This is a genomic window from Microbacterium sp. NPDC091382, from assembly GCF_044757025.1.
In the GTDB taxonomy this organism is placed as follows: domain Bacteria; phylum Actinomycetota; class Actinomycetes; order Actinomycetales; family Microbacteriaceae; genus Microbacterium.
Window position 1 is genome coordinate 731,367 of record NZ_JBIVUD010000002.1, and the last position, 19,458, is coordinate 750,824.

The 19,458-nt window shown below is 68.8% G+C and carries 19 protein-coding genes; 2 read left to right on the top strand and 17 right to left on the bottom strand.

Annotated features, from left to right (window positions below; all coding sequences use genetic code 11):
* Nucleotides 1-89: 89 nt before the first annotated feature.
* Together erpA and ACIQLK_RS11055 are read right to left on the bottom strand one after the other, a co-directional pair.
* Nucleotides 90-455, bottom strand: coding sequence for an iron-sulfur cluster insertion protein ErpA (erpA, locus tag ACIQLK_RS11050; RefSeq protein WP_018186476.1), 366 nt, complete (start codon nucleotides 453-455; stop codon nucleotides 90-92).
* 114 nt (nucleotides 456-569) lie between these two features.
* Nucleotides 570-1,961 (bottom strand): dipeptidase, encoded by a 1,392-nt coding sequence (locus ACIQLK_RS11055; RefSeq protein ID WP_400364827.1) that lies wholly within the window; start codon nucleotides 1,959-1,961, stop codon nucleotides 570-572.
* A 52-nt stretch (nucleotides 1,962-2,013) separates the two neighbouring features.
* Between ACIQLK_RS11055 and ACIQLK_RS11060 the strand changes: the two genes are divergently transcribed.
* Nucleotides 2,014-2,574, top strand: coding sequence for a DUF3043 domain-containing protein (locus tag ACIQLK_RS11060; RefSeq protein ID WP_400364829.1), 561 nt, complete (start codon nucleotides 2,014-2,016; stop codon nucleotides 2,572-2,574).
* 65 nt (nucleotides 2,575-2,639) lie between these two features.
* Here the strand turns inward: ACIQLK_RS11060 and ACIQLK_RS11065 are convergent, their stop codons facing one another.
* From ACIQLK_RS11065 to dnaE, 5 genes are all read right to left on the bottom strand, one after another.
* Complete coding sequence (locus ACIQLK_RS11065; RefSeq protein ID WP_400364830.1) at nucleotides 2,640-3,659, bottom strand: quinone-dependent dihydroorotate dehydrogenase; 1,020 nt, start codon at nucleotides 3,657-3,659, stop codon at nucleotides 2,640-2,642.
* A 33-nt stretch (nucleotides 3,660-3,692) separates the two neighbouring features.
* Nucleotides 3,693-4,172 carry a transcriptional regulator NrdR gene (gene nrdR / locus ACIQLK_RS11070; RefSeq protein ID WP_400364831.1) on the bottom strand — a complete coding sequence of 160 codons (480 nt, stop codon included), beginning with the start codon at nucleotides 4,170-4,172 and terminating at the stop codon, nucleotides 3,693-3,695.
* A gap of 13 nt (nucleotides 4,173-4,185) precedes the next feature.
* Complete coding sequence (gene hisD / locus ACIQLK_RS11075) at nucleotides 4,186-5,487, bottom strand: histidinol dehydrogenase (RefSeq protein WP_400364832.1); 1,302 nt, start codon at nucleotides 5,485-5,487, stop codon at nucleotides 4,186-4,188.
* Nucleotides 5,488-5,507: 20 nt separating this feature from the next.
* The gene (locus tag ACIQLK_RS11080; RefSeq protein WP_400364833.1) at nucleotides 5,508-6,611 is read right to left on the bottom strand and encodes a hypothetical protein; all 1,104 of its coding nucleotides are present in this window, start codon (nucleotides 6,609-6,611) and stop codon (nucleotides 5,508-5,510) included.
* A 95-nt stretch (nucleotides 6,612-6,706) separates the two neighbouring features.
* Nucleotides 6,707-10,225, bottom strand: a complete 3,519-nt coding sequence (dnaE, locus tag ACIQLK_RS11085) for a DNA polymerase III subunit alpha (protein ID WP_400364834.1) — start codon at nucleotides 10,223-10,225, stop codon at nucleotides 6,707-6,709.
* 48 nt (nucleotides 10,226-10,273) lie between these two features.
* Between dnaE and ACIQLK_RS11090 the strand changes: the two genes are divergently transcribed.
* Nucleotides 10,274-10,747 carry an NUDIX hydrolase gene (locus ACIQLK_RS11090; protein WP_400364835.1) on the top strand — a complete coding sequence of 158 codons (474 nt, stop codon included), beginning with the start codon at nucleotides 10,274-10,276 and terminating at the stop codon, nucleotides 10,745-10,747.
* A 22-nt stretch (nucleotides 10,748-10,769) separates the two neighbouring features.
* Here the strand turns inward: ACIQLK_RS11090 and ACIQLK_RS11095 are convergent, their stop codons facing one another.
* The 10 genes from ACIQLK_RS11095 to ACIQLK_RS11140 form a co-directional block, all read right to left on the bottom strand.
* Nucleotides 10,770-11,690 carry an RluA family pseudouridine synthase gene (locus ACIQLK_RS11095; protein WP_400364836.1) on the bottom strand — a complete coding sequence of 307 codons (921 nt, stop codon included), beginning with the start codon at nucleotides 11,688-11,690 and terminating at the stop codon, nucleotides 10,770-10,772.
* Nucleotides 11,677-12,294 carry a signal peptidase II gene (gene lspA / locus ACIQLK_RS11100; RefSeq protein ID WP_400364837.1) on the bottom strand — a complete coding sequence of 206 codons (618 nt, stop codon included), beginning with the start codon at nucleotides 12,292-12,294 and terminating at the stop codon, nucleotides 11,677-11,679. The genes ACIQLK_RS11095 and lspA overlap by 14 nt, the downstream gene beginning before the upstream one ends.
* Nucleotides 12,295-12,305: 11 nt before the next feature.
* Complete coding sequence (locus ACIQLK_RS11105; RefSeq protein ID WP_400364838.1) at nucleotides 12,306-12,920, bottom strand: DivIVA domain-containing protein; 615 nt, start codon at nucleotides 12,918-12,920, stop codon at nucleotides 12,306-12,308.
* 114 nt (nucleotides 12,921-13,034) lie between these two features.
* Nucleotides 13,035-13,337 carry a YggT family protein gene (locus ACIQLK_RS11110; RefSeq protein ID WP_400364839.1) on the bottom strand — a complete coding sequence of 101 codons (303 nt, stop codon included), beginning with the start codon at nucleotides 13,335-13,337 and terminating at the stop codon, nucleotides 13,035-13,037.
* Between the two features lie 4 nt (nucleotides 13,338-13,341).
* On the bottom strand, nucleotides 13,342-13,797 hold the full coding sequence (locus ACIQLK_RS11115) for a cell division protein SepF (protein WP_400364840.1): 456 nt from the start codon (nucleotides 13,795-13,797) through the stop codon (nucleotides 13,342-13,344).
* Between the two features lie 32 nt (nucleotides 13,798-13,829).
* Nucleotides 13,830-14,519: a YggS family pyridoxal phosphate-dependent enzyme gene (locus ACIQLK_RS11120; RefSeq protein WP_400364841.1), complete on the bottom strand. Its 690-nt coding sequence runs from the start codon at nucleotides 14,517-14,519 to the stop codon at nucleotides 13,830-13,832.
* Between the two features lie 7 nt (nucleotides 14,520-14,526).
* Nucleotides 14,527-15,687 (bottom strand): cell division protein FtsZ, encoded by a 1,161-nt coding sequence (gene ftsZ / locus ACIQLK_RS11125; protein ID WP_400364842.1) that lies wholly within the window; start codon nucleotides 15,685-15,687, stop codon nucleotides 14,527-14,529.
* 158 nt (nucleotides 15,688-15,845) lie between these two features.
* Nucleotides 15,846-16,871 carry an FtsQ-type POTRA domain-containing protein gene (locus tag ACIQLK_RS11130; protein ID WP_400364843.1) on the bottom strand — a complete coding sequence of 342 codons (1,026 nt, stop codon included), beginning with the start codon at nucleotides 16,869-16,871 and terminating at the stop codon, nucleotides 15,846-15,848.
* Nucleotides 16,872-16,907: 36 nt separating this feature from the next.
* Nucleotides 16,908-18,308 (bottom strand): UDP-N-acetylmuramate--L-alanine ligase, encoded by a 1,401-nt coding sequence (gene murC, locus ACIQLK_RS11135; protein WP_400364844.1) that lies wholly within the window; start codon nucleotides 18,306-18,308, stop codon nucleotides 16,908-16,910.
* A gap of 69 nt (nucleotides 18,309-18,377) precedes the next feature.
* A complete protein-coding gene (locus tag ACIQLK_RS11140) occupies nucleotides 18,378-19,451 on the bottom strand; it encodes a UDP-N-acetylglucosamine--N-acetylmuramyl-(pentapeptide) pyrophosphoryl-undecaprenol N-acetylglucosamine transferase (protein ID WP_400364845.1) in 1,074 nt (357 codons plus the stop codon).
* Between the last annotated feature and the right edge of the window lie 7 nt (nucleotides 19,452-19,458).

Consider the following 19,458-nt stretch of genomic DNA (forward strand, 5'->3'; position numbering starts at 1 on the left):
TCAGACTCATGCCAGTCTAGGGCAACCTCATACGGGATTCCGGCCATCCGCTCAGGACGCCGCGACCGCAGGAGGGGACCCGGAATGGATCAGTGGAAGCTGTCGCCGCAGGCGCAGCTGCCCGCAGCATTCGGGTTGTCGATCGTGAAGCCCTGCTCGGAGATCGTGTCCTTGAAATCGATCTTCGCGCCGTCGAGGTACGGGACCGACATGTCGTCGACGATCACCTCGACGCCGTCGAAGTCGACGGTCTTGTCTCCGTCGAGGTAGCGCTCGTCGAAGTAGAGCTGGTAGATGAGACCCGAGCATCCGCCGGGCTGTACGGCCACGCGCAGGCGCAGGTCGTCACGGTTCTCCTGCGAGAGCAGGCTCTTCACCTTGTCGGCCGCTGCCTCGGTGAGGGCGACGCCGTGTGCGGGAACGGTCTCGGTGGACTGCGTGGCGATGTCGGTCATGACTCTCCCCATGGTCGGGCCGCCAGTGCTCTTCAGGAACGGGGGCGGCGTACTGACTCGATTCTACGTCCCGCCGCACGGTCCGGCCCGGCGACGCGGGGATCCGCTTGCGGATCAGTCGGACGCGTCGAGGGACTCCAGCAGGAGCGCTTCGGAGAGGAGCGCGTGGCGGAAGGTGTCGACGTGGAGCGACTCGTTCGGGCTGTGCGCACGCGCGTGAGGGTCCTCCACACCGGTCACGAGGATCTCCGCGCCCGGGAACTCCCGGACGAGGTCCGCGATGAACGGGATGGAACCGCCCACGCCGATGTCGACGGGAGTCCGGCCGTATCCGCTCTCGAGAGCGGCGCGGGCCTTCTCGACAGCGGGACCCGACGTGTCGACGAGGAACGGGTTGCCGAAGTCGACGTCGCGGAAGGTCAGGCGCGCTCCGAACGGCGCGTTCGCCCGCAGGTGCGCTTCGATGGCGTCGAACGCCTCGGACGCCGCCTGCCCGGGCGCGACGCGTGTGCTGATGACGACGGTGACCTTCGGGGACAGGGTGTTGGAGGCGTTGCGGACGCTCGGTGCATCGATTCCCGTGATGGTGATCGAGGGCTTGTTCCAGATGCGGCTCAGGATCTCGTCCCGGCCGATGGGCGAGACACCGTCCGGCAGGCCGGCTTCGCTCCGGAGAGTGTCCTCGGAGTAGGGCGGGGTCGCGGCATCCCGTGATTCCAGCCCCTCCACCGCCACAGCGCCGTCCTCGTCCCAGAGCGTCGCCAAGAGGGTGACGGCCGCCATCATCGCGTCCGGTACGGCGCCGCCGAACATCCCCGAGTGCGAGGCGTGGTCGAGCGTTTCGATGTCGAGGGTGAAGCGCGCGTTGCCACGCAGCGACACCGTCAGTGCGGGAGTCTCGGAGTCCCAGTTGCCCGAGTCCGCGACGACGATGACGTCGGCGCGGAGCGCGTCGGCGTTGTCGCTCAGGAATTGCGCGAAGGACGCCGACCCTGCCTCCTCCTCACCCTCGAAGAAGAGGTTCACCCCGAGGTCGAAGTCGTCGCCGAGGGCGTCCTTCAGCGCGCGGAGTGCACCGAGGTGGGCCATGACGCCGGCCTTGTCGTCTGCCGCGCCGCGGCCGTAGATCCGACCGTCGCGAAGCGTCGGCTCGAACGGCGGAGACTCCCACAGCGACTCGTCGCCGACGGGCTGCACGTCGTGGTGGGCATAGAGCAGGATCGTGGGCCGACCGTTCCGGGGCGCGCGTGTCGCGAGGACGGCCGGCATCCCCTCCTCCCCCGTCTCGGGGATGACAGCGGTTTTGATCTCGACCCGCTCGAAGATCCCGAGATCGTCGACCAGGGCCTTCACCGCCTCGGCGCTGCGCTGCACTTCGGCCCGGTCGAACCCGGGGAAAGCGACGGAGGGGATGCGGACGAGGGCGCCCAGATCGGCGAGAGCGGCGGGCACCTGGGTGAGGGCCGCCTCCCGCACCGCGGCGGACCGGGTCGTGTCGGAGGTCATGCGGGTAATCTTATGGGGCACGCCTTTTCCGCCGATTCCGAGGACCCGCCCCGTGGCAAAGACACCGCCCCCCGCCGACACCACCCCCGACGCTCCCGTCGGCGCGGGGAAGAACCGCCCGACGCCCACGCGCGCCGAGCAGGAAGCGGCGCGCAAGCGGCCCCTCGTCGCGAACACGAAGGAAGCGCGTGCTCGTGCCAAGGCCGAACTCGCGGCGCAGCGAGAGAAGGCCCGCGTCGGCATGGCGAACGGGGACGAGCGGTACCTGACCCCCCGTGACCGGGGACCGCAGCGCCGGTTCGCCCGCGATTACACGGACGCCGGATGGCACTTCGGCGAGCTCATCATGCCGTTGCTCGTGATCGTGATCCTCTTCGCACTCGTTCCGAACACGGCGATCGTGTTCTACGCCTACGTCGGGCTCTGGGCCTACCTCCTTTTCGTCGTCGTCGACATGGCGCTGCTCTCGCGCAAGGTGAAGAAGCTCGCGGCCGCCAAGTGGGGCGACCGCCGTGAGAAGGGCCTCGGCTGGTACGCCGCCATGCGGTCGGTGCAGATGCGCTTCATGCGCCTCCCGAAGCCGCAGGTCAAGCGCGGCGAATACCCGAACTGACGTCACGACGAAGAGCCCGCACACGATCGTGCGGGCTCTTCGTCATTCCGACAGGATGCCGTCGGTCAGCGCGCGAGGCCGCGGTTGATCTGCCGCCCCCACAGCGGTCCGCGGTAGACGAACGCGCTGTAGCCCTGGACGAGGTCGGCGCCTGCTGCGAGCCGCTCGCGGACGTCGTCGGCCGTCTCCACTCCCCCGGCGGCGATGACGCAGAATTCGGCAGGGACCGCGGCCCGCACCCGGCGCATCACCTGCAGCGAGCGCTCGCGCAAGGGAGCACCGGAGAGTCCACCCGCGCCCATGGCGTCCACCTGGCCGGCATTCGTCGTCAGTCCGCTTCGGGCAATGGTCGTGTTCGTCGCCACGATCCCTGCGAGACCGGCGTCGACGGCCATCGTCGCGATGCCGTCGATCTCGTCGTCGGAGAGGTCCGGGGCGATCTTGACGAGCAGGGGCGTGTCGCCGGCGGCATCCTTCACCGCTGTCAGCAACGGCCGCAGGGTCTCGACGGCCTGCAGGCCACGCAGACCGGGCGTGTTCGGGGATGACACGTTGACCACGAGGTAGTCCGCCACGGGTGCCACGAGTCGCGTGCTCGCAACGTAATCGGCGGTCGCGTCCTCGACGTCGACGACGCGGGACTTGCCGATGTTCACGCCGAGAACCGGGCGACGACGACGCCGACGCAGGCGGGCGAGCCGCTCGGCGACCACGGCCGCACCCTGGTTGTTGAATCCCATGCGGTTGATGAGCGCCCGATCGGCAGGCAGACGGAACAACCGCGGACGCGGATTGCCGTCCTGCGGGATCGCGGTCACCGTGCCGACCTCGATATGCCCGAATCCGAGAGCGTGAAGGCCCAGCGCGCCGACGGCGTTCTTGTCGAAGCCTGCGGCGATACCGAAGGGCGAATCGAAGACGAGGCCGAGCGCCTCGGTGCGAAGTTCGGGTGCGGGCCGGGTCAGCCCGCGCGCGACCGCAGAGAACGGGGGCACCGCAGCGAGGCGGATGACCGCCATCCCGAGGTGGTGGGCGGTCTCGGGGTCGAGCCGGCGCAGGACGAGGTCGAAGAGGAGTCGATACATCGGCTCCCAGCCTAGAGGCGGCGACCGCGCAGGTTACGCCGTCGCGTCCTGGCGAGGAGCGCGCTGCGCTTGGTCCGCGCGCAGAAGGGCGATCGCCGCGTCGAAGTCATCCAGAGTCTCGAACGCCTGGTAGACGCTGGCGAACCGCAGGTAGGCGATCTCGTCGAGCGCGCGGAGAGGGCCGAGGATCGCGAGGCCGATCTCGTTCGTGTCGATCTGGGACACCCCGGTCTGACGGACCGACTCCTCCACGGCCTGAGCGAGCATCGCCAGGTCCGCCTCGGTGACCGGGCGACCCTGACACGCCTTCCGCACGCCGGACATCACCTTCTCGCGGCTGAACGACTCGATCACTCCGGATCGCTTGATCACGTTCAGGCTCGCCGTCTCGATGGTGGAGAAGCGACCACCGCATTCCGGGCACTGACGGCGGCGGCGGATGCTGAGACCGTCGTCGCTCGTGCGCGAATCGATGACGCGGGAATCCGGGTGGCGGCAGAACGGGCAGTGCATGGCGGCATCCAGCCTACGCGTCGAACCGTGCCGTGACCGCTTCGCCGTGCGCGGGGAGCACCTCGGCGCTGGCGAGCGTGACGATGTCGCGATGCACCGCCTGCAGCGCATCGCGGTCGTAGGCGATCACCTGCTGCGGCCGCAGGAAGGTGGATGCCGAGAGGCCCGACGCGTACCGCGCCTGTCCGCCGGTGGGGAGCACATGGTTGCTGCCGGCGAGGTAGTCGCCGAGGCTCACGGGGGTCCACTGCCCGACGAAGACCGCGCCCGCGTTCACGTACTCCTCTGGACGGGGGTCGCGCAGGTGAAGTTCGAGGTGCTCGGGTGCGTAGGCATTGCTGAAGGCCGTGGCCGTGGCGATGTCGTCGACGAGCACGACGGCCGACTGCGGACCCGCGAGCGCCTGTGCCACGCGCTCCGCGTGGTGCGTGGCCGCGGCGCGCGTCTGGACCTGGGCCACGACGGCCTCGGCGAGCGACGCCGAGTCGGTGACGAGAACGGCCGCGGCCTGTTCATCGTGCTCGGCCTGGCTCACGAGGTCGGCAGCGACCAGCCGTGCATCGGCGGAGTCGTCGGCGACGATGAGGATCTCCGTCGCACCCGCCTCGGAGTCGGTGCCCACCATCCCTGCCACGACGCGCTTGGCGAGCGCCACGAAGTTGTTGCCGGGTCCGGAGATGACATCGACGGGGGCGAGGTCGATCTCGGGCACGCCGTGCGCGTACGCACCGATGGCACCCGCCCCGCCCATGGCGTAGACCTCGGTCACCCCGAGGAGCTTGGCAGCCGCGAGGATGACCGGGTGAACCCGGCCGCCGTGATCACGCTGCGGCGGGGAGGCGAGAGCGACCTGCTGGACACCGGCCACCTGCGCCGGGACGACGTTCATGACGACGCTCGACGGGTAGACGGCCTTGCCGCCCGGGACGTAGACGCCCGCGCGCCGGACCGGTCGCCAGTGCTGCTCGACGCGGGCGCCGGGACCGATCTCGGTCACCACGGGAGCCGGCACCTGCGCAGCCGACGCGAGCCGTACGCGACTGATCGCATTCTCGAGCGCGGAGCGGATGCCCGGGTCCAGTGCAGCGAGCGCCTCGTCGAGATGCGTGGTCGGCACACGGACCGCGTGATCCTCGACGCCGTCGAATCGCGCGGCCTGCTCGCGGAGCGCAGTCTCGCCCCGCGCCGCGACGTCGCTCACTACAGCGGCAGCCGTAGTGAGCGCCTCGTCTCGGGCAGCCGTGGCGCGGGGAACAGCGGCGAGGAGGTCGGCCGGGGTGACGGCGCGACCACGGAGGTCGATCGTGCGGAGCATCCCTCCAGGCTACCGGCGGCTCAGCCTCGGGTGACGCCGGAGACGTCGGTCAGGTACCCGATGCGACCGTCCTCGTGACGGACGACGAACGAGTCGCCACGGTCCTCGATGACGAGCGCCCACGCCGTCGGACCGATACGGAAGAGCGGGGCCCCGTTCTCGTCGACGACGTCGCGCTCGACGGGCGCCAGAGCCCAGAACGCCTGGTGCGCCGACGGCGATGCCGCCACCGGCTCGTCGTCGTCGGCGGAACCCCCGAACGGGGCCGGGTCCGGCTCGACCTCCGGCGCAGCCATCGTGAAGCGTGCGTCCGACAACGGGCGCGCGACCACGGGACGGGCACGACGGGCGAGTCGGTGCGCGGGCGCTTCTGCCCGGTGGAGGAAGTCCTCGTGGAAGGGCGGGATGAACGGTGCGAAAGCGGTCAGCGCCACCCCGGCCGCCATCAGGAGGACCTCGACCCACACGACCCAGCTGCTCAGCCACACACCGGTGGCCGCGCCACGGGCGATGTTCGTCCACAGCCAGCTCAACCAGAGGACGGCGGAAACGGAGAACGCGACGGACGCGAATTGGTCGATGCCGAGGGAGCCCACGCGGCGGATGCCATCCGGCGAGAACCGGCGAAGAGTGACGAGGAACACCGCGACCGTCGGGACGGCGATCGCCAGGACCCAGTCGATCCCCGAGGTCCACACGGTTCCGCCGCCGAGCAGACGGGTGAACTGATTGTCGCCGTAGAGCGGGAAGAAGGAGAACAGGAAGGCCAGGGCCCATACGCCGAGAAGCGAGACCTCGCGGAGCGAGAACGGACCGATGCCGTACTGCGGCGGGACGTGACCCTCTGCGGATGCCGCGGCCGCCGGCTCCTCATCGGGGAGCGACTCGGGCGCCGACCGCTCGGCAGCAGCCGGCTCGGGGGCAACGGTCTCGGCGGCGCCGGACTCCGGAGCATCGACCTTCGACGCGCTCTCCGCGGAGAAGTCGTACGCCTGGGTCTCGTGTTCGACGCCCGACACCTCGGCCGACCCGGTTTCCGGGGCCCTCACGACTGTGACATCGAGGTCCTCGACGGAGCTTCCCGTCTCGTCCGGTGAATCGGGGTTCGTCTTCTGGTCGGTCACGATGCTCCTTCCGAACAGCGCGGATCAGCGCCGCCTGTGATCCTACCTGCGTCACGCATGCGGGTCAGCGCCGCGCCGCGGCCTGTCGCTCCCGTTCACCCGAGACACTGCGGTCCGAGCAGGCCTTTCAGCTCTCCGTACAGATCGACGGTGACGCCGACCTGCGCCGGCACCTCGAAGACCTTCGCGACGCCGCCCTTGTGCAGCTTAAGGGTCACCTCGGTCGTCCCCGGGTGGCGGTCGAAGACCGCCGCGAGCTGGCCGATCGTCGTCTCGGTTGCGCGATGCTCGGGAAGAAGCAGGACCAGCGGTCCCGCGGCATCCACCGATCCGAGGTCCGGGACGAACGCCGACTGACCGTGCAGGTTGCGTCCATCGTCGCGCTGCGACACACGCCCTCGGACGACCAGGATCGAGTCGGCTTGCAGCATCGACTGGAACTCGGTGTAGGTCTTGCCCATGAACATGACGGTGACCTCGCCGTCGAAGTCCTCGACGGTGATCATGCCGTAGGGGTTGCCGCTCTGCTTCGCGACCCGATGCTGGACGCTGGTGACGAGGCCGGCAACGGTGACGATGTCGCCGTCGGAGATGTCCTCCGAGACGAGCAGATCGTGGATCGACGTCGACGCATGCTTGGCGAGCGGGATCTCGAGGCCCGCGAGAGGATGGTCCGACACGTAGAGACCGAGCATCTCGCGCTCGAAGGCGAGCTTGTCCTTCTTCGTCCATTCGGGACGCTCCGGCACGCGAGCGACCTGCTGCGGCTCGTCATCGCCCCAGAGGCTGTCGAAATCGAAGCCGACCTCTCCGTTGGCCTCGCGGCGCTTGTCGAGGACGGCCTGTTCGACGGCGTCCTCGTGGATCTCCATGAGGGCCCGCCGCGTCGAGCCGAGCGAATCGAAGGCGCCCGCCTTGATGAGCGACTCGACCGTCCGCTTGTTGGCGACGTGGACGGGCACCTTGCCGAGGAAGTCGTGGAAGCTCGTGTACGCGCCGTCGATGCGAGCCGAGACGATGCCGTCGACCACGTTGGTCCCGACGTTGCGGACGGCACCGAGGCCGAAGCGGATGTCCTCCCCGACGGCGGCGAAAAACCGGATGGACTCCCCCACGTCCGGCGGCAGCACCCGGATGCCCATGCGACGGCACTCGTTGAGGTACACCGCCATCTTGTCCTTCGAGTCGCCGACGCTCGTGAGCAGCGCCGCCATGTACTCGGCGGGATAGTGCGCCTTGAGGTAGGCCGTCCAGTACGAGACCAGCCCATAGGCGGCGGAGTGGGCTTTGTTGAAGGCGTAGTCCGAGAAGGGCAGCAGGATGTCCCAGAGCGACTTGATCGCGGCTTCGCCGAACCCGCGCTCCTTCATGCCGCCCGAGAAGCCCTCGTACTGCTTGTCGAGCTCGGACTTCTTCTTCTTTCCCATGGCGCGGCGGAGGATGTCGGCCTGGCCGAGAGAGAAGCCGGCCACCTTCTGCGCGATCGCCATGACCTGCTCCTGGTAGATGATCAGGCCGTAGGTCGTGTCGAGGATGTCGCGCAACGGCTCTTCGAGCTCGGGGTGGATCGGGGTGATCGGCTGGACGCCGTTCTTGCGGAGCGCGTAGTTGGTGTGCGAGTTGGCACCCATGGGACCAGGGCGGTACAGCGCGATGACGGCCGAGATGTCCTCGAAGTTGTCGGGCTTCATGAGGCGCAGGAGCGACCGCATCGGCCCGCCGTCGAGCTGGAACACGCCCAGCGTGTCACCCCGGCTGAGTAGGTCGTACGCAGCGCGGTCGTCGAGGGCGAGATGTTCGAGGTCGAGCTCCTCGCCGCGGTTGGTGCGGATGTTGTCGAGCGCGTCGGAGATGATCGTGAGGTTCCGCAGCCCCAGGAAGTCCATCTTGATCAGACCGAGCGTCTCGCACGACGGGTAGTCGAACTGCGTGACGATCTGACCGTCCTGCTCGCGACGCATGATCGGGATGATGTCGATGAGCGGTTCGCTCGACATGATGACGCCGGCCGCGTGGACACCCCATTGCCGCTTCAGCCCCTCGAGTCCGAGGGCGCGATCGAAGACCGTCTTGGCATCGGGGTCGGTGTCGACGAGGGAGCGGAACTCGCTGGCCTCCTTGTAGCGGGGATGCTTCGCGTCGAACATGCCGCCGAGCTCCATGTCCTTGCCCATGACGGGCGGAGGCATGGCCTTCGTGAGTCGCTCGCCCATCGAGAACGGGAATCCGAGGACGCGACCGGCATCCTTCAGCGCCTGCTTCGACTTGATCGTGCCGTAGGTGACGATCTGCGCGACCCGCTCGGAGCCGTACTTCTCGGTGACATAGTCGATGACCTCGCCGCGGCGACGGTCGTCGAAGTCGACGTCGAAGTCGGGCATCGAGACGCGGTCCGGGTTCAGGAACCGCTCGAAGATCAGACCGTGCTCGAGCGGGTCGAGGTCGGTGATGCGCATCGCGTAGGCGACCATCGACCCGGCACCGGAGCCGCGACCGGGACCGACGCGGATCCCGTTGTCCTTGGCCCAGTTGATGAAGTCGGCGACGACGAGGAAGTATCCCGGGAACCCCATCTGGAGGATGATCCCGGTCTCGTACTCGGCCTGCTTGCGTACCCGGTCGGGGATGCCGCCGGGGTAGCGGTAGTGGAGGCCTGCCTCGACCTCTTTGATGAGCCAGCTGTCCTCGGTCTCGCCGTCCGGCACGGGGAAGCGGGGCATGTAGTTGGCGGAGGTGTTGAACTCCACGTCGCAGCGCTCGGCGATCAGCAGCGTGTTGTCGCACGCCTCGGGGTGATCACGGAAGAGCTGACGCATCTCCTGCGCCGTCTTGATGTAGTACCCGTCGCCGTCGAACTTGAAGCGGTTCGGGTCGTCCAACGTCGAACCGGACTGGACGCACAGAAGCGCCTCGTGCGCGTCGGCCTCGTGCTGGTGCGTGTAATGGGAATCGTTGGTGGCCACGAGCGGGATGCCGAGGTCCTTCGACAGCCGGATGAGGTCCGTCATGACCCGGCGCTCGATCGACAGGCCGTGATCCATGATCTCGGCGAAGTAGTTCTCCTTGCCGAAGATGTCCTGGAACTCGGCGGCGGCGGCGCGCGCGGCGTCGTACTGTCCCAGCCGCAACCGCGTCTGCACCTCGCCCGACGGACACCCCGTCGTGGCGATGAGGCCTTTGCCGTAGGTCTGCAGGAGCTCGCGGTCCATGCGGGGCTTGAAGTAGTAGCCCTCGATGCTCGACAGCGAGCTCAACCGGAAGAGGTTGTGCATGCCCTCGGTGCTCTGACTCCACATCGTCATGTGGGTGTAGGCACCCGAACCCGAGACGTCGTCGCTCTTCTGCTCGGGCGACCCCCAGGCGACGCGCGACTTGTCGCCGCGGTGCGTCCCCGGCGTGACGTACGCCTCGAGACCGACGATCGGCTTGACGCCGGCTGCCTTGGCCGCGCGGTAGAACTCGAAGGCCGCGAAGGTGTTGCCGTGGTCCGTGACGGCGATGGCCGGCATCCCGTAATCGGCGGCAGCCTGCGTCATCGCGCCGATCTTCGCGGCGCCGTCGAGCATCGAGTATTCGCTGTGGACGTGCAGATGAACGAAGGAGTCGGATGCCACTCATCGAGTCTACGTTCCGCCTGGGACAGGGCGCCTAGGCTGATCGACATGACCACCCCCGAGTTCGTCCTCACCCTCCGCGAGAAGATCGGCACCGCTCCACTCCCCCTGGTGGGGGTCACGGCGATCGTGTTCCGCGACGAGAAGGTCCTGCTCGGCAAGCGCGCCGACAACGGGGAGTGGCAGGCGGTGTCGGGCATCGTCGAGCCCGGCGAGGAGCCCGCCGACACGGCCGTGCGGGAGTGCCTGGAGGAGGCCGGCGTCGTCGTGCGCGCGACGCGACTGGCCGCCGTGCAGCAGATCCCCCGCATCGTCTACGCCAACGGCGACCAGGTCGACTACCTCGACCTGGTCTTCCGCTGCGATTGGGTGTCGGGTGAGCCGCACCCTGCCGACGGCGAGCTGACCGACGTCGGCTGGTACGGACTCGGCGAACTGGTCGACGTCGATCAGACGCACGTGCGCAAGATCGCGCTCGCCATCGCGGAGGACGATCCCGCGACGTTCGCCGGCGGCCGCTGAAACCTCGTCGACCGCGACGATCTCACTGATCGCGGAGGATCTCCAGGGCGCCGGCGAGGTCCGCCGGGTACTCCGAGCGGAAAGTCACCCAGTCCCCCGACGACGGATGCGCGAAGGACAGCTCGTGGGCGTGCAACCACTGGCGTGCGAGTCCGAGCCGCTGCGCCAGGGTGGGGTCGCCCCCGTAGAGAGGATCGCCGACGCACGGGTGCCGGTGCGCCGCCATGTGCACGCGGATCTGGTGCGTGCGCCCCGTCTCGAGGTGCACCTCGAGCAGCGACGCGCGCGGGAACGCCTCGAGCGTCTCGTAGTGGGTGACGGAGTCCTTGCCGTCCGGGATGACCGCGAACTTCCACGAATGGTTCGGATGACGCCCGATCGGGGCGTCGATCGTCCCGACGAGAGGGTCCGGGTGCCCCTGGACGACGGTGTGGTAGACCTTGTCGACCTCGCGCTCCTTGAAGGCGCGCTTCAGAGCCGTGTAGGAATGCTCGGTCTTCGCGACGACCATGAGGCCGCTCGTGCCCACGTCGAGTCGGTGCACGACGCCTTGGCGCTCGGGCGCGCCTGAGGTCGCGATGCGGAACCCGGCCGCGGCGAGGGCGCCCACGACCGTGGGCCCCTCCCACCCGAGCGAGGGGTGAGCAGCGACACCGGCAGGCTTGTCGACCACCACGATCTCGTCGTCGTCATGGACGACGCCGAGGTCCGGGACGGCGATCGGGACGATCTCGGGTCCACGCTTATCCTCCCAGTCCACCTGCAGCCACGCACCGGCGACGAGCTTGTCGGACTTACCGACCGTGCGCATGTCGAGCTGGACTCCCCCGGCTTCCGCCACCTCTGCCGCGAATGTCCGCGAGAATCCGAGCAGCTTCGCGAGCGCGGCGTCGACCCGAGTGCCGTCCAGCCCATCGGGGACGGGAAGGCTACGACTGGGCATGCGGGTCTGTCGGCGTGGTCACGTCCGCGTCTGCATCCGTCGTGGCCGCGGCGCGCGCGGCATCCTTCTCGCGAGTGCCATCGAATCGGAGGCCGATCAGGACCAGGATGGCCACGGCGATCATCATCGTGACGATGAACATGTCGGCGACGTTGTAGATCGCTGAGGGGAACCACAGCCACAGCCAGGGCGTGTGGATGAAGTCCACCACGTGCCCGACGAGGAACCCAGGCGCGCGAAGAAGGCGGTCGGTGAGGTTTCCGAGGATGCCGCCGAGCAGCAGTCCGAGCACAATGGCCCAGGCACGGGTGCGCACGCGGGTGACGCCGAGCGCGACGATCGCGACGGCCGCTGCGGCGAGGACGAGGGTGAAGACCCAGGTCACTCCCTCGCCGAGGGAGAACGCCGCACCGGGATTGAAGGTCAGATAGAGCTGGAGGACGTCCCCGATGACGGGGACCGCCTGCCGCTCGGGCAGGTTCTCCAGAGCCAGGTACTTGGTGAACTGGTCAGCGGCCAGCACCAGCACCGCGAGGATCGCGATGGTGGTGCCGGCCGCTGCGGCGCGCAGTGTCGTCCGCGACGCGGACGTTCGGCTCGACAATGTGCGAGGAGTCAGGACGCGGGGATGGGCGTCGAGCCCGACGTTCCGGCGACGTCCAGGTCGCGGAGCTTCTCTTCGATGAAGCCGCGCAGCTGAACGCGGTAGTCGCGTTCGAACTGACGCAGTTCGCTGATGCGGCCCTCGAGCGTGCCACGCTCGCTCTCGAGGCGCGTGATCTCGTCGCGCGCCTTCGAGCGGGCGTCGTTGAGGATGGCGTCGGCCTCGGCCTGCGCCTCGGAGATGAGCTTCTCCTTCTGCGCCTTGCCCTCGGCGACGTGCTCGTCGTGCAGACGCTGCGCGAGCTCGATGATGCCGGCGGATGCCGCCGCGGGGGCGGTGCCGGTAGCCGCGGGAGCTTCGACCGGCTCGGACGGGGCCGGAGCCTCATCGACGACCTGGGTCTCGGGTGCGGCCTCTTCCTGCTGCACGGACTCCTGCGCGGCGGGGGCCTCGCCGGACTCGAACGCGGCGAGCTTCGCCTTCAGTTCCTCGTTCTCGGCGATGGTCTTGCGCCACTCGACGACGATCTCGTCCAGGAAGTCGTCGACCTCGTCGGGATCGAATCCCTCCTTGAAGCGAACATGCTGGAACTGCTTGGTGACGACGTCTTCGGGAGTCAAAGGCATGTGTCTTTCCTCTTTCGGGGCTCAGGGGGCGGGCCGGTCAATGAAGACCCGCGAGGCGCGAGCCGTACCCCGACAGCATAGTCCGCGGCTGTCGCGGGTGCGACGACGGCGCCGTCAGTATCGGCTCAGCACCTGCGTGATCGACAGCAGCACGAAGCAGATGAGCATGGTGATGGGGAACGCGAGATCCAAGGCGATCGGACCGATGCGCAACGGAGGGATGAATCGCCGGAAGAACTTGATGGGCGGATCCGTCACGGTGAACACGACCTCGGCCACGACGAGCCAGCCGCCGCGCGGACGCCACTCCCGATTGAACATCGGGATGTACTCCAGCACCAGACGTGCCAGGAGGAACAGCACGTAGATGAGCAGGAGCGCGTTGAGGATCCCGGCGATGAGGCCGACGACCGACACGGCGTCAGTGGGTGAAGGGGGTGGAGTCCGCGTCACCCTGGGCGATCGCGCCCTCGCCGGACACGGCGACGTTCTCGGGCGAGAGCAGGAAGACCTTGCTCGTCACGCGCTCGATACGTCCGTACAGGCCGAGCGAAAGACCGCTCGCGAAGTCGATGAGGCGGCGCGCGTCGGCGTCGCTCATCTGCGACAGGTTGATGATGATCGGGATGCCGTCGCGGAAGTTCTCGGCGATCGCCTGAGCGTCGCGATACTGCTTCGGGTGGACCGTGACGATCTCGCTCACCGTGGCCGGAGCGGGCTGACGGACGACAGCGGGACGGTGGATGGGGGTCACCGGCGCCGTCTTGTTCTCGACCTGCTTCTCCCGGCTCTCGCGGCGGGGAGCGGGCTCCTCGTAGACCTCTTCCTCATCGGCGAGGCCCAGGTACACCATGGTCTTCTTGAGCGGGTTCGACATCGCATCCTCCGTATTGCTCGTCTGTGACGAGGCTATCCGTGCACGGGCCTCGGGCCCGTGATTGCCGAACCGATCCGCAGGTGTGTCGCACCCGCCGCGATCGCCTCGGCGAAATCGCCGGTCATGCCGGCGGAGATCCAGTCGGCATCCGGAACGATGGCCCTCACGCTCTGCGCGTAGGAGAGCAGTCGCTCGAAGGCCGGAGCGGGCTCCTCGCCCAGCGGCGCGACGGCCATCACGCCGCGCAGTCGGAGCGAGGGACACGTCGCTGCGACGTGCTCGGCGAGCCCTGCGACACCCTCAGGATCCACTCCCCCGCGCCCCGGATCGTCGGTCAGGTTGACCTGGATCAGGACGTCCAGAATGTCGGCGTCGTCGTCCTCAGGTCGTGCCGCATGCAACGCGTCGGCGAGACGCGCACGATCGAGCGAATGCACGGCGTCCGCGTCGCGTCGCACCGCGCGAGCCTTGTTCGTCTGCGCTTGCCCGATGAAATGCCACCGGACCGGATCGCCCTCGTACGCCTCGCGCTTCGCGGTGAGTTCCTGCTGCCGATTCTCACCGACATCCGTGACCCCCAGACCGGCGAGGTCGTGGACGAGGTCGACCGGATGGAACTTGGTGACGACGATGCGCGTGATCGCGGAAGGATCGCGGCCCGCCGACCGAGCCGCATCCGAGATGCGCGCGTCGATGTCGGCGAGCCGCGAACGGAGATCCACGGCGGTGTTACTTCAGGAAGTCGGGGATGTCGAGGTCGTCATCACCGAATGCCGAGTCGTAGTCGCTCGACGAGGACGGCGCCGAGACCGAGACCGACTCGCGCGAGCCGGAATTCTCGGCCGCCGCGAGGTCCCGAGCCACGGTGTCCGCCGGAAGCGGGGGCAGGACCGGAGCGGATGCCGGGCGGCTCGCCGTGATGGGCTCGACCTTCACCTGCGGCTCGCCGCCGTCGAAACCGGCGGCGATGACCGTCACGCGCACCTCGTCACCGAGGGTGTCGTCGATGACCGTACCGAAGATGATGTTGGCCTCGGGGTGCGCTGCCTCCTTGACGAGCTGAGCCGCGTCGTTGATCTCGAAGATGCCCAGGTTCGAACCACCCTGGATCGACAGGAGGACACCGTGCGCGCCCTCGATGGAGGCCTCGAGCAGCGGCGACTCGACGGCGAGCTCCGCCGCCTTGATCGCGCGGTCCGCGCCGCGCGCGGAACCGATGCCCATGAGCGCGGAACCCGCACCCTGCATGACCGACTTGACGTCGGCGAAGTCGAGGTTGATGAGACCCGGGGTGGTGATGAGATCGGTGATGCCCTGAACACCGGCGAGGAGGACCTGGTCGGCCGTGGCGAACGCCTCGATCATCGAGATGCCGCGATCGCTGATCTCGAGCAGGCGGTCGTTCGGGACGACGATGAGGGTGTCGACTTCTTCCTTCAACTTCGAGACACCCGACTCCGCCTGCGTCTGACGCCGGCGACCCTCGAAGGAGAAGGGCTTGGTCACGACACCGATGGTCAGTGCGCCGATGGACTTCGCGATCCGCGCGACGACGGGAGCGCCACCCGTACCGGTGCCACCGCCTTCTCCCGCGGTCACGAAGACCATGTCGGCGCCCGCGAGCGCCTCTTCGATCTCCTCGGCGTGATCCTCGGCGGCGCGGCGGCCGACCTCGGGGTCGGCGCCGGCGCCGAGGCCGCGGGTGAGCTCACGGCCCACGTCGAGCTTGATGTCGGCGTCGCTCATGAGCAGCGCCTGGGCGTCCGTGTTGACGGCGATGAACTCGACGCCGCGAAGGCCGAGCTCGATCATGCGGTTGACGGCGTTGACACCGCCACCGCCCACGCCAACGACCTTGATCACAGCAAGGTAGTTCTGGTTCTGGCTCACGCCGGCCTCCGTATCGTCCTGAACCTCGAGTGCAAACCTTCAACCTCAACCAGAGGTTTAAAGAATTGCCGAGTATGCAATTCCTGATTCAGACGGTATGCGGCGTACGCGCGCCCGCTCGCATCGCCGCGGCGTGTCGTCGGATCTGCATTCTCGCGTCAGCGTATGACGACGGCGGCGGGAGACGAGACGTCGTACACCTTGACCTCGGACGGGGGTTTGGCGGTCATCGCCGCCCTGAGGACGCGGGCCTTCTCGAGCGGCTCGTCGGAGCTCCCCCACACGACGTCGGCCCCGTCCACCGACAGGGTGACGTCATCGGGCGTGGTCGCCGACATCCCGGTGATCTGGGCGCGGAGGTCCGCAGGAAGCGACCGGTAGACGGCACCGACCGCCCGGAACGCCCTCGATCCGGCGCCCCCCGACGCATCGATGAGCGGATACCCGTCGGGGGCGTCCTTCGTGGTGGCGAGGACGACGCCCGCGGCGTCGACGAGGGAGAAGCCGGCCCTGGTGGAGACGACGCCCACCGGCGTCCGCTCGACGATGCGGACCACGAGCTCTTGCGGCGGCCTGGCTTCGATCGAGTAGCTCTCGACGAGCGGGAAGGCGACGAGAGCGGCCTTCACGTCGCTAGAGTCCACCAGCGCGAGCGGAGTACCCATCTCACCGGCCAGAGCCTTCTCGACTGCGGCAGGGGCGAGCCGGTCCGTGCCCATCACCGTTATCTTCGACACCGCGAACAAGGGGCTGTATGCCGTCGCGACGGCAACGAGGCCTACGACCGCGACGGCCGCGAGCCCACCGAGCCAGGCGTAGCGGCGGCGACGTTGGCGCACGGTGAAACGCCGCACCTCTCGGCGGAGCGCTCGACGGCGGGCGCGCGCCGCCGCCCAGACATCCCGCATGCTGAGCGCACGCTCCGCTCCGGCATCCGGACCGGATTCGACTGCGTCGTCGTCTCCGGATGGCTCAGAGGGTGAGAACGGCAGGATGCGACCCATACGGCCCGGCCGCACGGGCTCGACGACCTCGGTGACGCGCACGTCCGCGGCCGACTCTTCGCCCGCGGAGAGATCGACGACCGGTGGCTGCGCGGTCGCCGCTTCCTCGGCCTGTCGGCGGGATGCGTCTGCCGGGCGCCGCGTCGTGGGCGTGGAAGGCAGCGGTGAGGGCCGCCGCATCTCAGGCCTGCTCCATCTTCAGTCCCGCCCCAACGGTCAGTCCTCCACCGGCCCGAGGGCCTCGAGCACCTGCGGGATGATGCGGTAGACGTCGCCGCATCCGAGGGTGATGATGTAGTCGCCGGGTCGGGCGATCGACGCCGTGTAGTCCGCGGCCTGCTGCCAGTCGGCGACGAACCGGACACGGTCCTGATCACCGAAAGCCCCGCTGACGAGCGCGCCGGTGACTCCCGGAACGGGATCTTCACGGGCACCGTAGACGTCGAGGACGACGGTCTGGTCGGCACGCGATTCGAGGACCTCGGCGAACTCGCGGTACATCGCCTGCGTCCGTGAGTACGTGTGCGGCTGATGGAGCGCGATGATGCGCCCGTCCCCGACGACGGTGCGGGCAGCGGCCAGAGCGGCGTCGACCTCCGTCGGGTGATGCGCGTAGTCGTCGTAGACGGACACACCCGAGCGGATGCCGTGGAGCTCGAAGCGGCGGACGGTACCGCCGAACTCCTCCACGGCGCGGACCGCGCGCTCGAGGTCGTGACCGAGCGTGAGGAGCACGGCGACGGCGCCGGCGGCGTTGATGGCGTTGTGCGCTCCCGGTACCGAGAGGGCACCGGAGACCGCGCGTCCCTCGTGGTGAACGGTGAACGACACGGGGCCTTCCGTGACGATGTCGGTGACGCGGACGTCGGCGTCGGCCGCCTCACCGAACGACACCACGTGGGGGTGACGGAGCGCATCCGCGACCTCGCGGGCGCCCGGATCGTCGGACGAGATGACGACCGCCTGGGACGCGGCATCCGCGAACCGCACGAAACCGTCGTAGAACGCCTCGCGCGACCCCCAGTGGTCGAGGTGATCGGGGTCCACGTTCGTGATGAGCGCGACGGCCGTGTCGTACAGCAGGAAGGATCCGTCGGATTCATCCGCCTCGATGACGAAGAGATCATCCGACCCCGTGCCGCTCGAGACGCCGAGCGAGGCGATGACCCCGCCGTTGACGAAGGTCGGATCGGCGCCGATCGCGCGGAGAGCGGTGACGACCATGCCTGTCGACGTCGTCTTGCCGTGGGCTCCGGCGACGCTCACCAAGCGGCGGCCGCCGACGAGCCAGTGGAGCGCCTGCGACCGGTGGATGACGGCGACGCCGCGTTCCTTCGCCCGGAGGTACTCCGGGTTCTCGGGCCAGATAGCCCCCGTGAAGACCACCGCGTCGACGTCGTCCGGGAGGTTCGACGCGTCGTGACCGACGTGGACATCGGCGCCGCGCGCCGCGAGGCCCCGCATCGCCTCACTGTCCGAGCGGTCGGAGCCCGAGACGCGGATGCCGCGGTCGAGGAACATCCCGGCGAGTCCCGACATCCCGGAACCGCCGATCCCGATGAAGTGGGCGGCGGTGATGTCCGCGGGGATGGGGAGCGAGAGATCGGGGCGAATCATGGCGCGTCAAGTCTAGGTCGGCCCCACGGGGAGAACGCTGCGGCACGCTGACGCGTGGGGCTGGGCGACTCAGCGGACGAGTGCGCGATCGATGAGTCCGAGCACGTTCTCGCTGCCCGAGCGGGTACCCACCGTCGCCGCCGCGGCCCGCATGCGGTCGAGGGCGGCCGGGTCGGTCAGGAGCGGAACGACGGCCGAGCGGATCCGGTCTCCCGTCAACTCGGCGTCGGGGATGAGCACCGCCGCACCGGCACCTACGGCGGACGCCGCGTTCAGCGCCTGCTCGCCGTTACCCACCGCGTAGGGCACGTACACCGCAGGAATACCCAACGCGCTGATCTCGCTCACCGTGGCGGCGCCGGAGCGGGACACGATGGCGTCGGCGAGAGCGAAAGCGAGGTCCATGCGGTCGATGTAGGGGACGACTCGGTAGCTCGTGTCGCCGGGATCGGCGATATCGTTGCGCTCCCCCGCCGCATGCAGGATCTGCCATCCTGACGCGACGATGTCCTGCCAGGAGTCGGCGAGAGCATGGTTGATGCGGACCGCCCCCAGCGACCCTCCGAAAACGAGGAGGACCGGGCGCTCGGCATCGAGACCGAAGGCCGCCGCGGCCTCTGCGCGGAGCGCGGGGCGGTCGAGATGCACGATCTCGGGACGCAGGGGCATCCCGACGACCTCCGCGCCGCGCAGCGGAGTCCCCTCGAAGGCGACGCCGGACGCCGCGGCCCGCCGTGCGCCGAGGACGTTGGCGAGTCCCGGCTTGGCATTGGCCTCATGCACCACGACCGGAACGCCGGCACGCCGCGCGGCGACGTAGGCGGGCGCCGCGGCGTAACCGCCGAATCCCACGACCACATCGACGCCGCGGGAGCGGATGTGGGCTCGGACCTGGCGCACCGCGCGCATGAAGCGAGCGGGGAATCGCAGAGCCGCGGCATCCGGGCGACGCGGGAACGGTACCTTGTCGACGAACAGCAGTTCGTAGCCGCGCAGCGGCACCAGCCGGGCCTCCAGCCCCTCGCGCGTCCCGAGGACGAGCACTGTCGCGTCGGGTTCCCGGGCGACGAGAGCATCGGCGACGGCGAGCAGCGGATTGACGTGGCCCGCGGTCCCGCCGCCGGCCAGAAGGTACGTGGTCACCGGATCG

Coding starts and splice junctions, on each gene's coding strand:
- erpA (WP_018186476.1), bottom strand. CDS start 455: ATGACCGACATCGCCACGCAGTCCACCGAGACCGTTCCCGCACACGGC.
- ACIQLK_RS11055 (WP_400364827.1), bottom strand. CDS start 1,961: ATGACCTCCGACACGACCCGGTCCGCCGCGGTGCGGGAGGCGGCCCTC.
- ACIQLK_RS11065 (WP_400364830.1), bottom strand. CDS start 3,659: ATGTATCGACTCCTCTTCGACCTCGTCCTGCGCCGGCTCGACCCCGAG.
- nrdR (WP_400364831.1), bottom strand. CDS start 4,172: ATGCACTGCCCGTTCTGCCGCCACCCGGATTCCCGCGTCATCGATTCG.
- hisD (WP_400364832.1), bottom strand. CDS start 5,487: ATGCTCCGCACGATCGACCTCCGTGGTCGCGCCGTCACCCCGGCCGAC.
- ACIQLK_RS11090 (WP_400364835.1), top strand. CDS start 10,274: ATGACCACCCCCGAGTTCGTCCTCACCCTCCGCGAGAAGATCGGCACC.
- ACIQLK_RS11095 (WP_400364836.1), bottom strand. CDS start 11,690: ATGCCCAGTCGTAGCCTTCCCGTCCCCGATGGGCTGGACGGCACTCGG.
- ACIQLK_RS11105 (WP_400364838.1), bottom strand. CDS start 12,920: ATGCCTTTGACTCCCGAAGACGTCGTCACCAAGCAGTTCCAGCATGTT.
- ACIQLK_RS11115 (WP_400364840.1), bottom strand. CDS start 13,797: ATGTCGAACCCGCTCAAGAAGACCATGGTGTACCTGGGCCTCGCCGAT.
- ACIQLK_RS11130 (WP_400364843.1), bottom strand. CDS start 16,871: ATGCGGCGGCCCTCACCGCTGCCTTCCACGCCCACGACGCGGCGCCCG.
- murC (WP_400364844.1), bottom strand. CDS start 18,308: ATGATTCGCCCCGATCTCTCGCTCCCCATCCCCGCGGACATCACCGCC.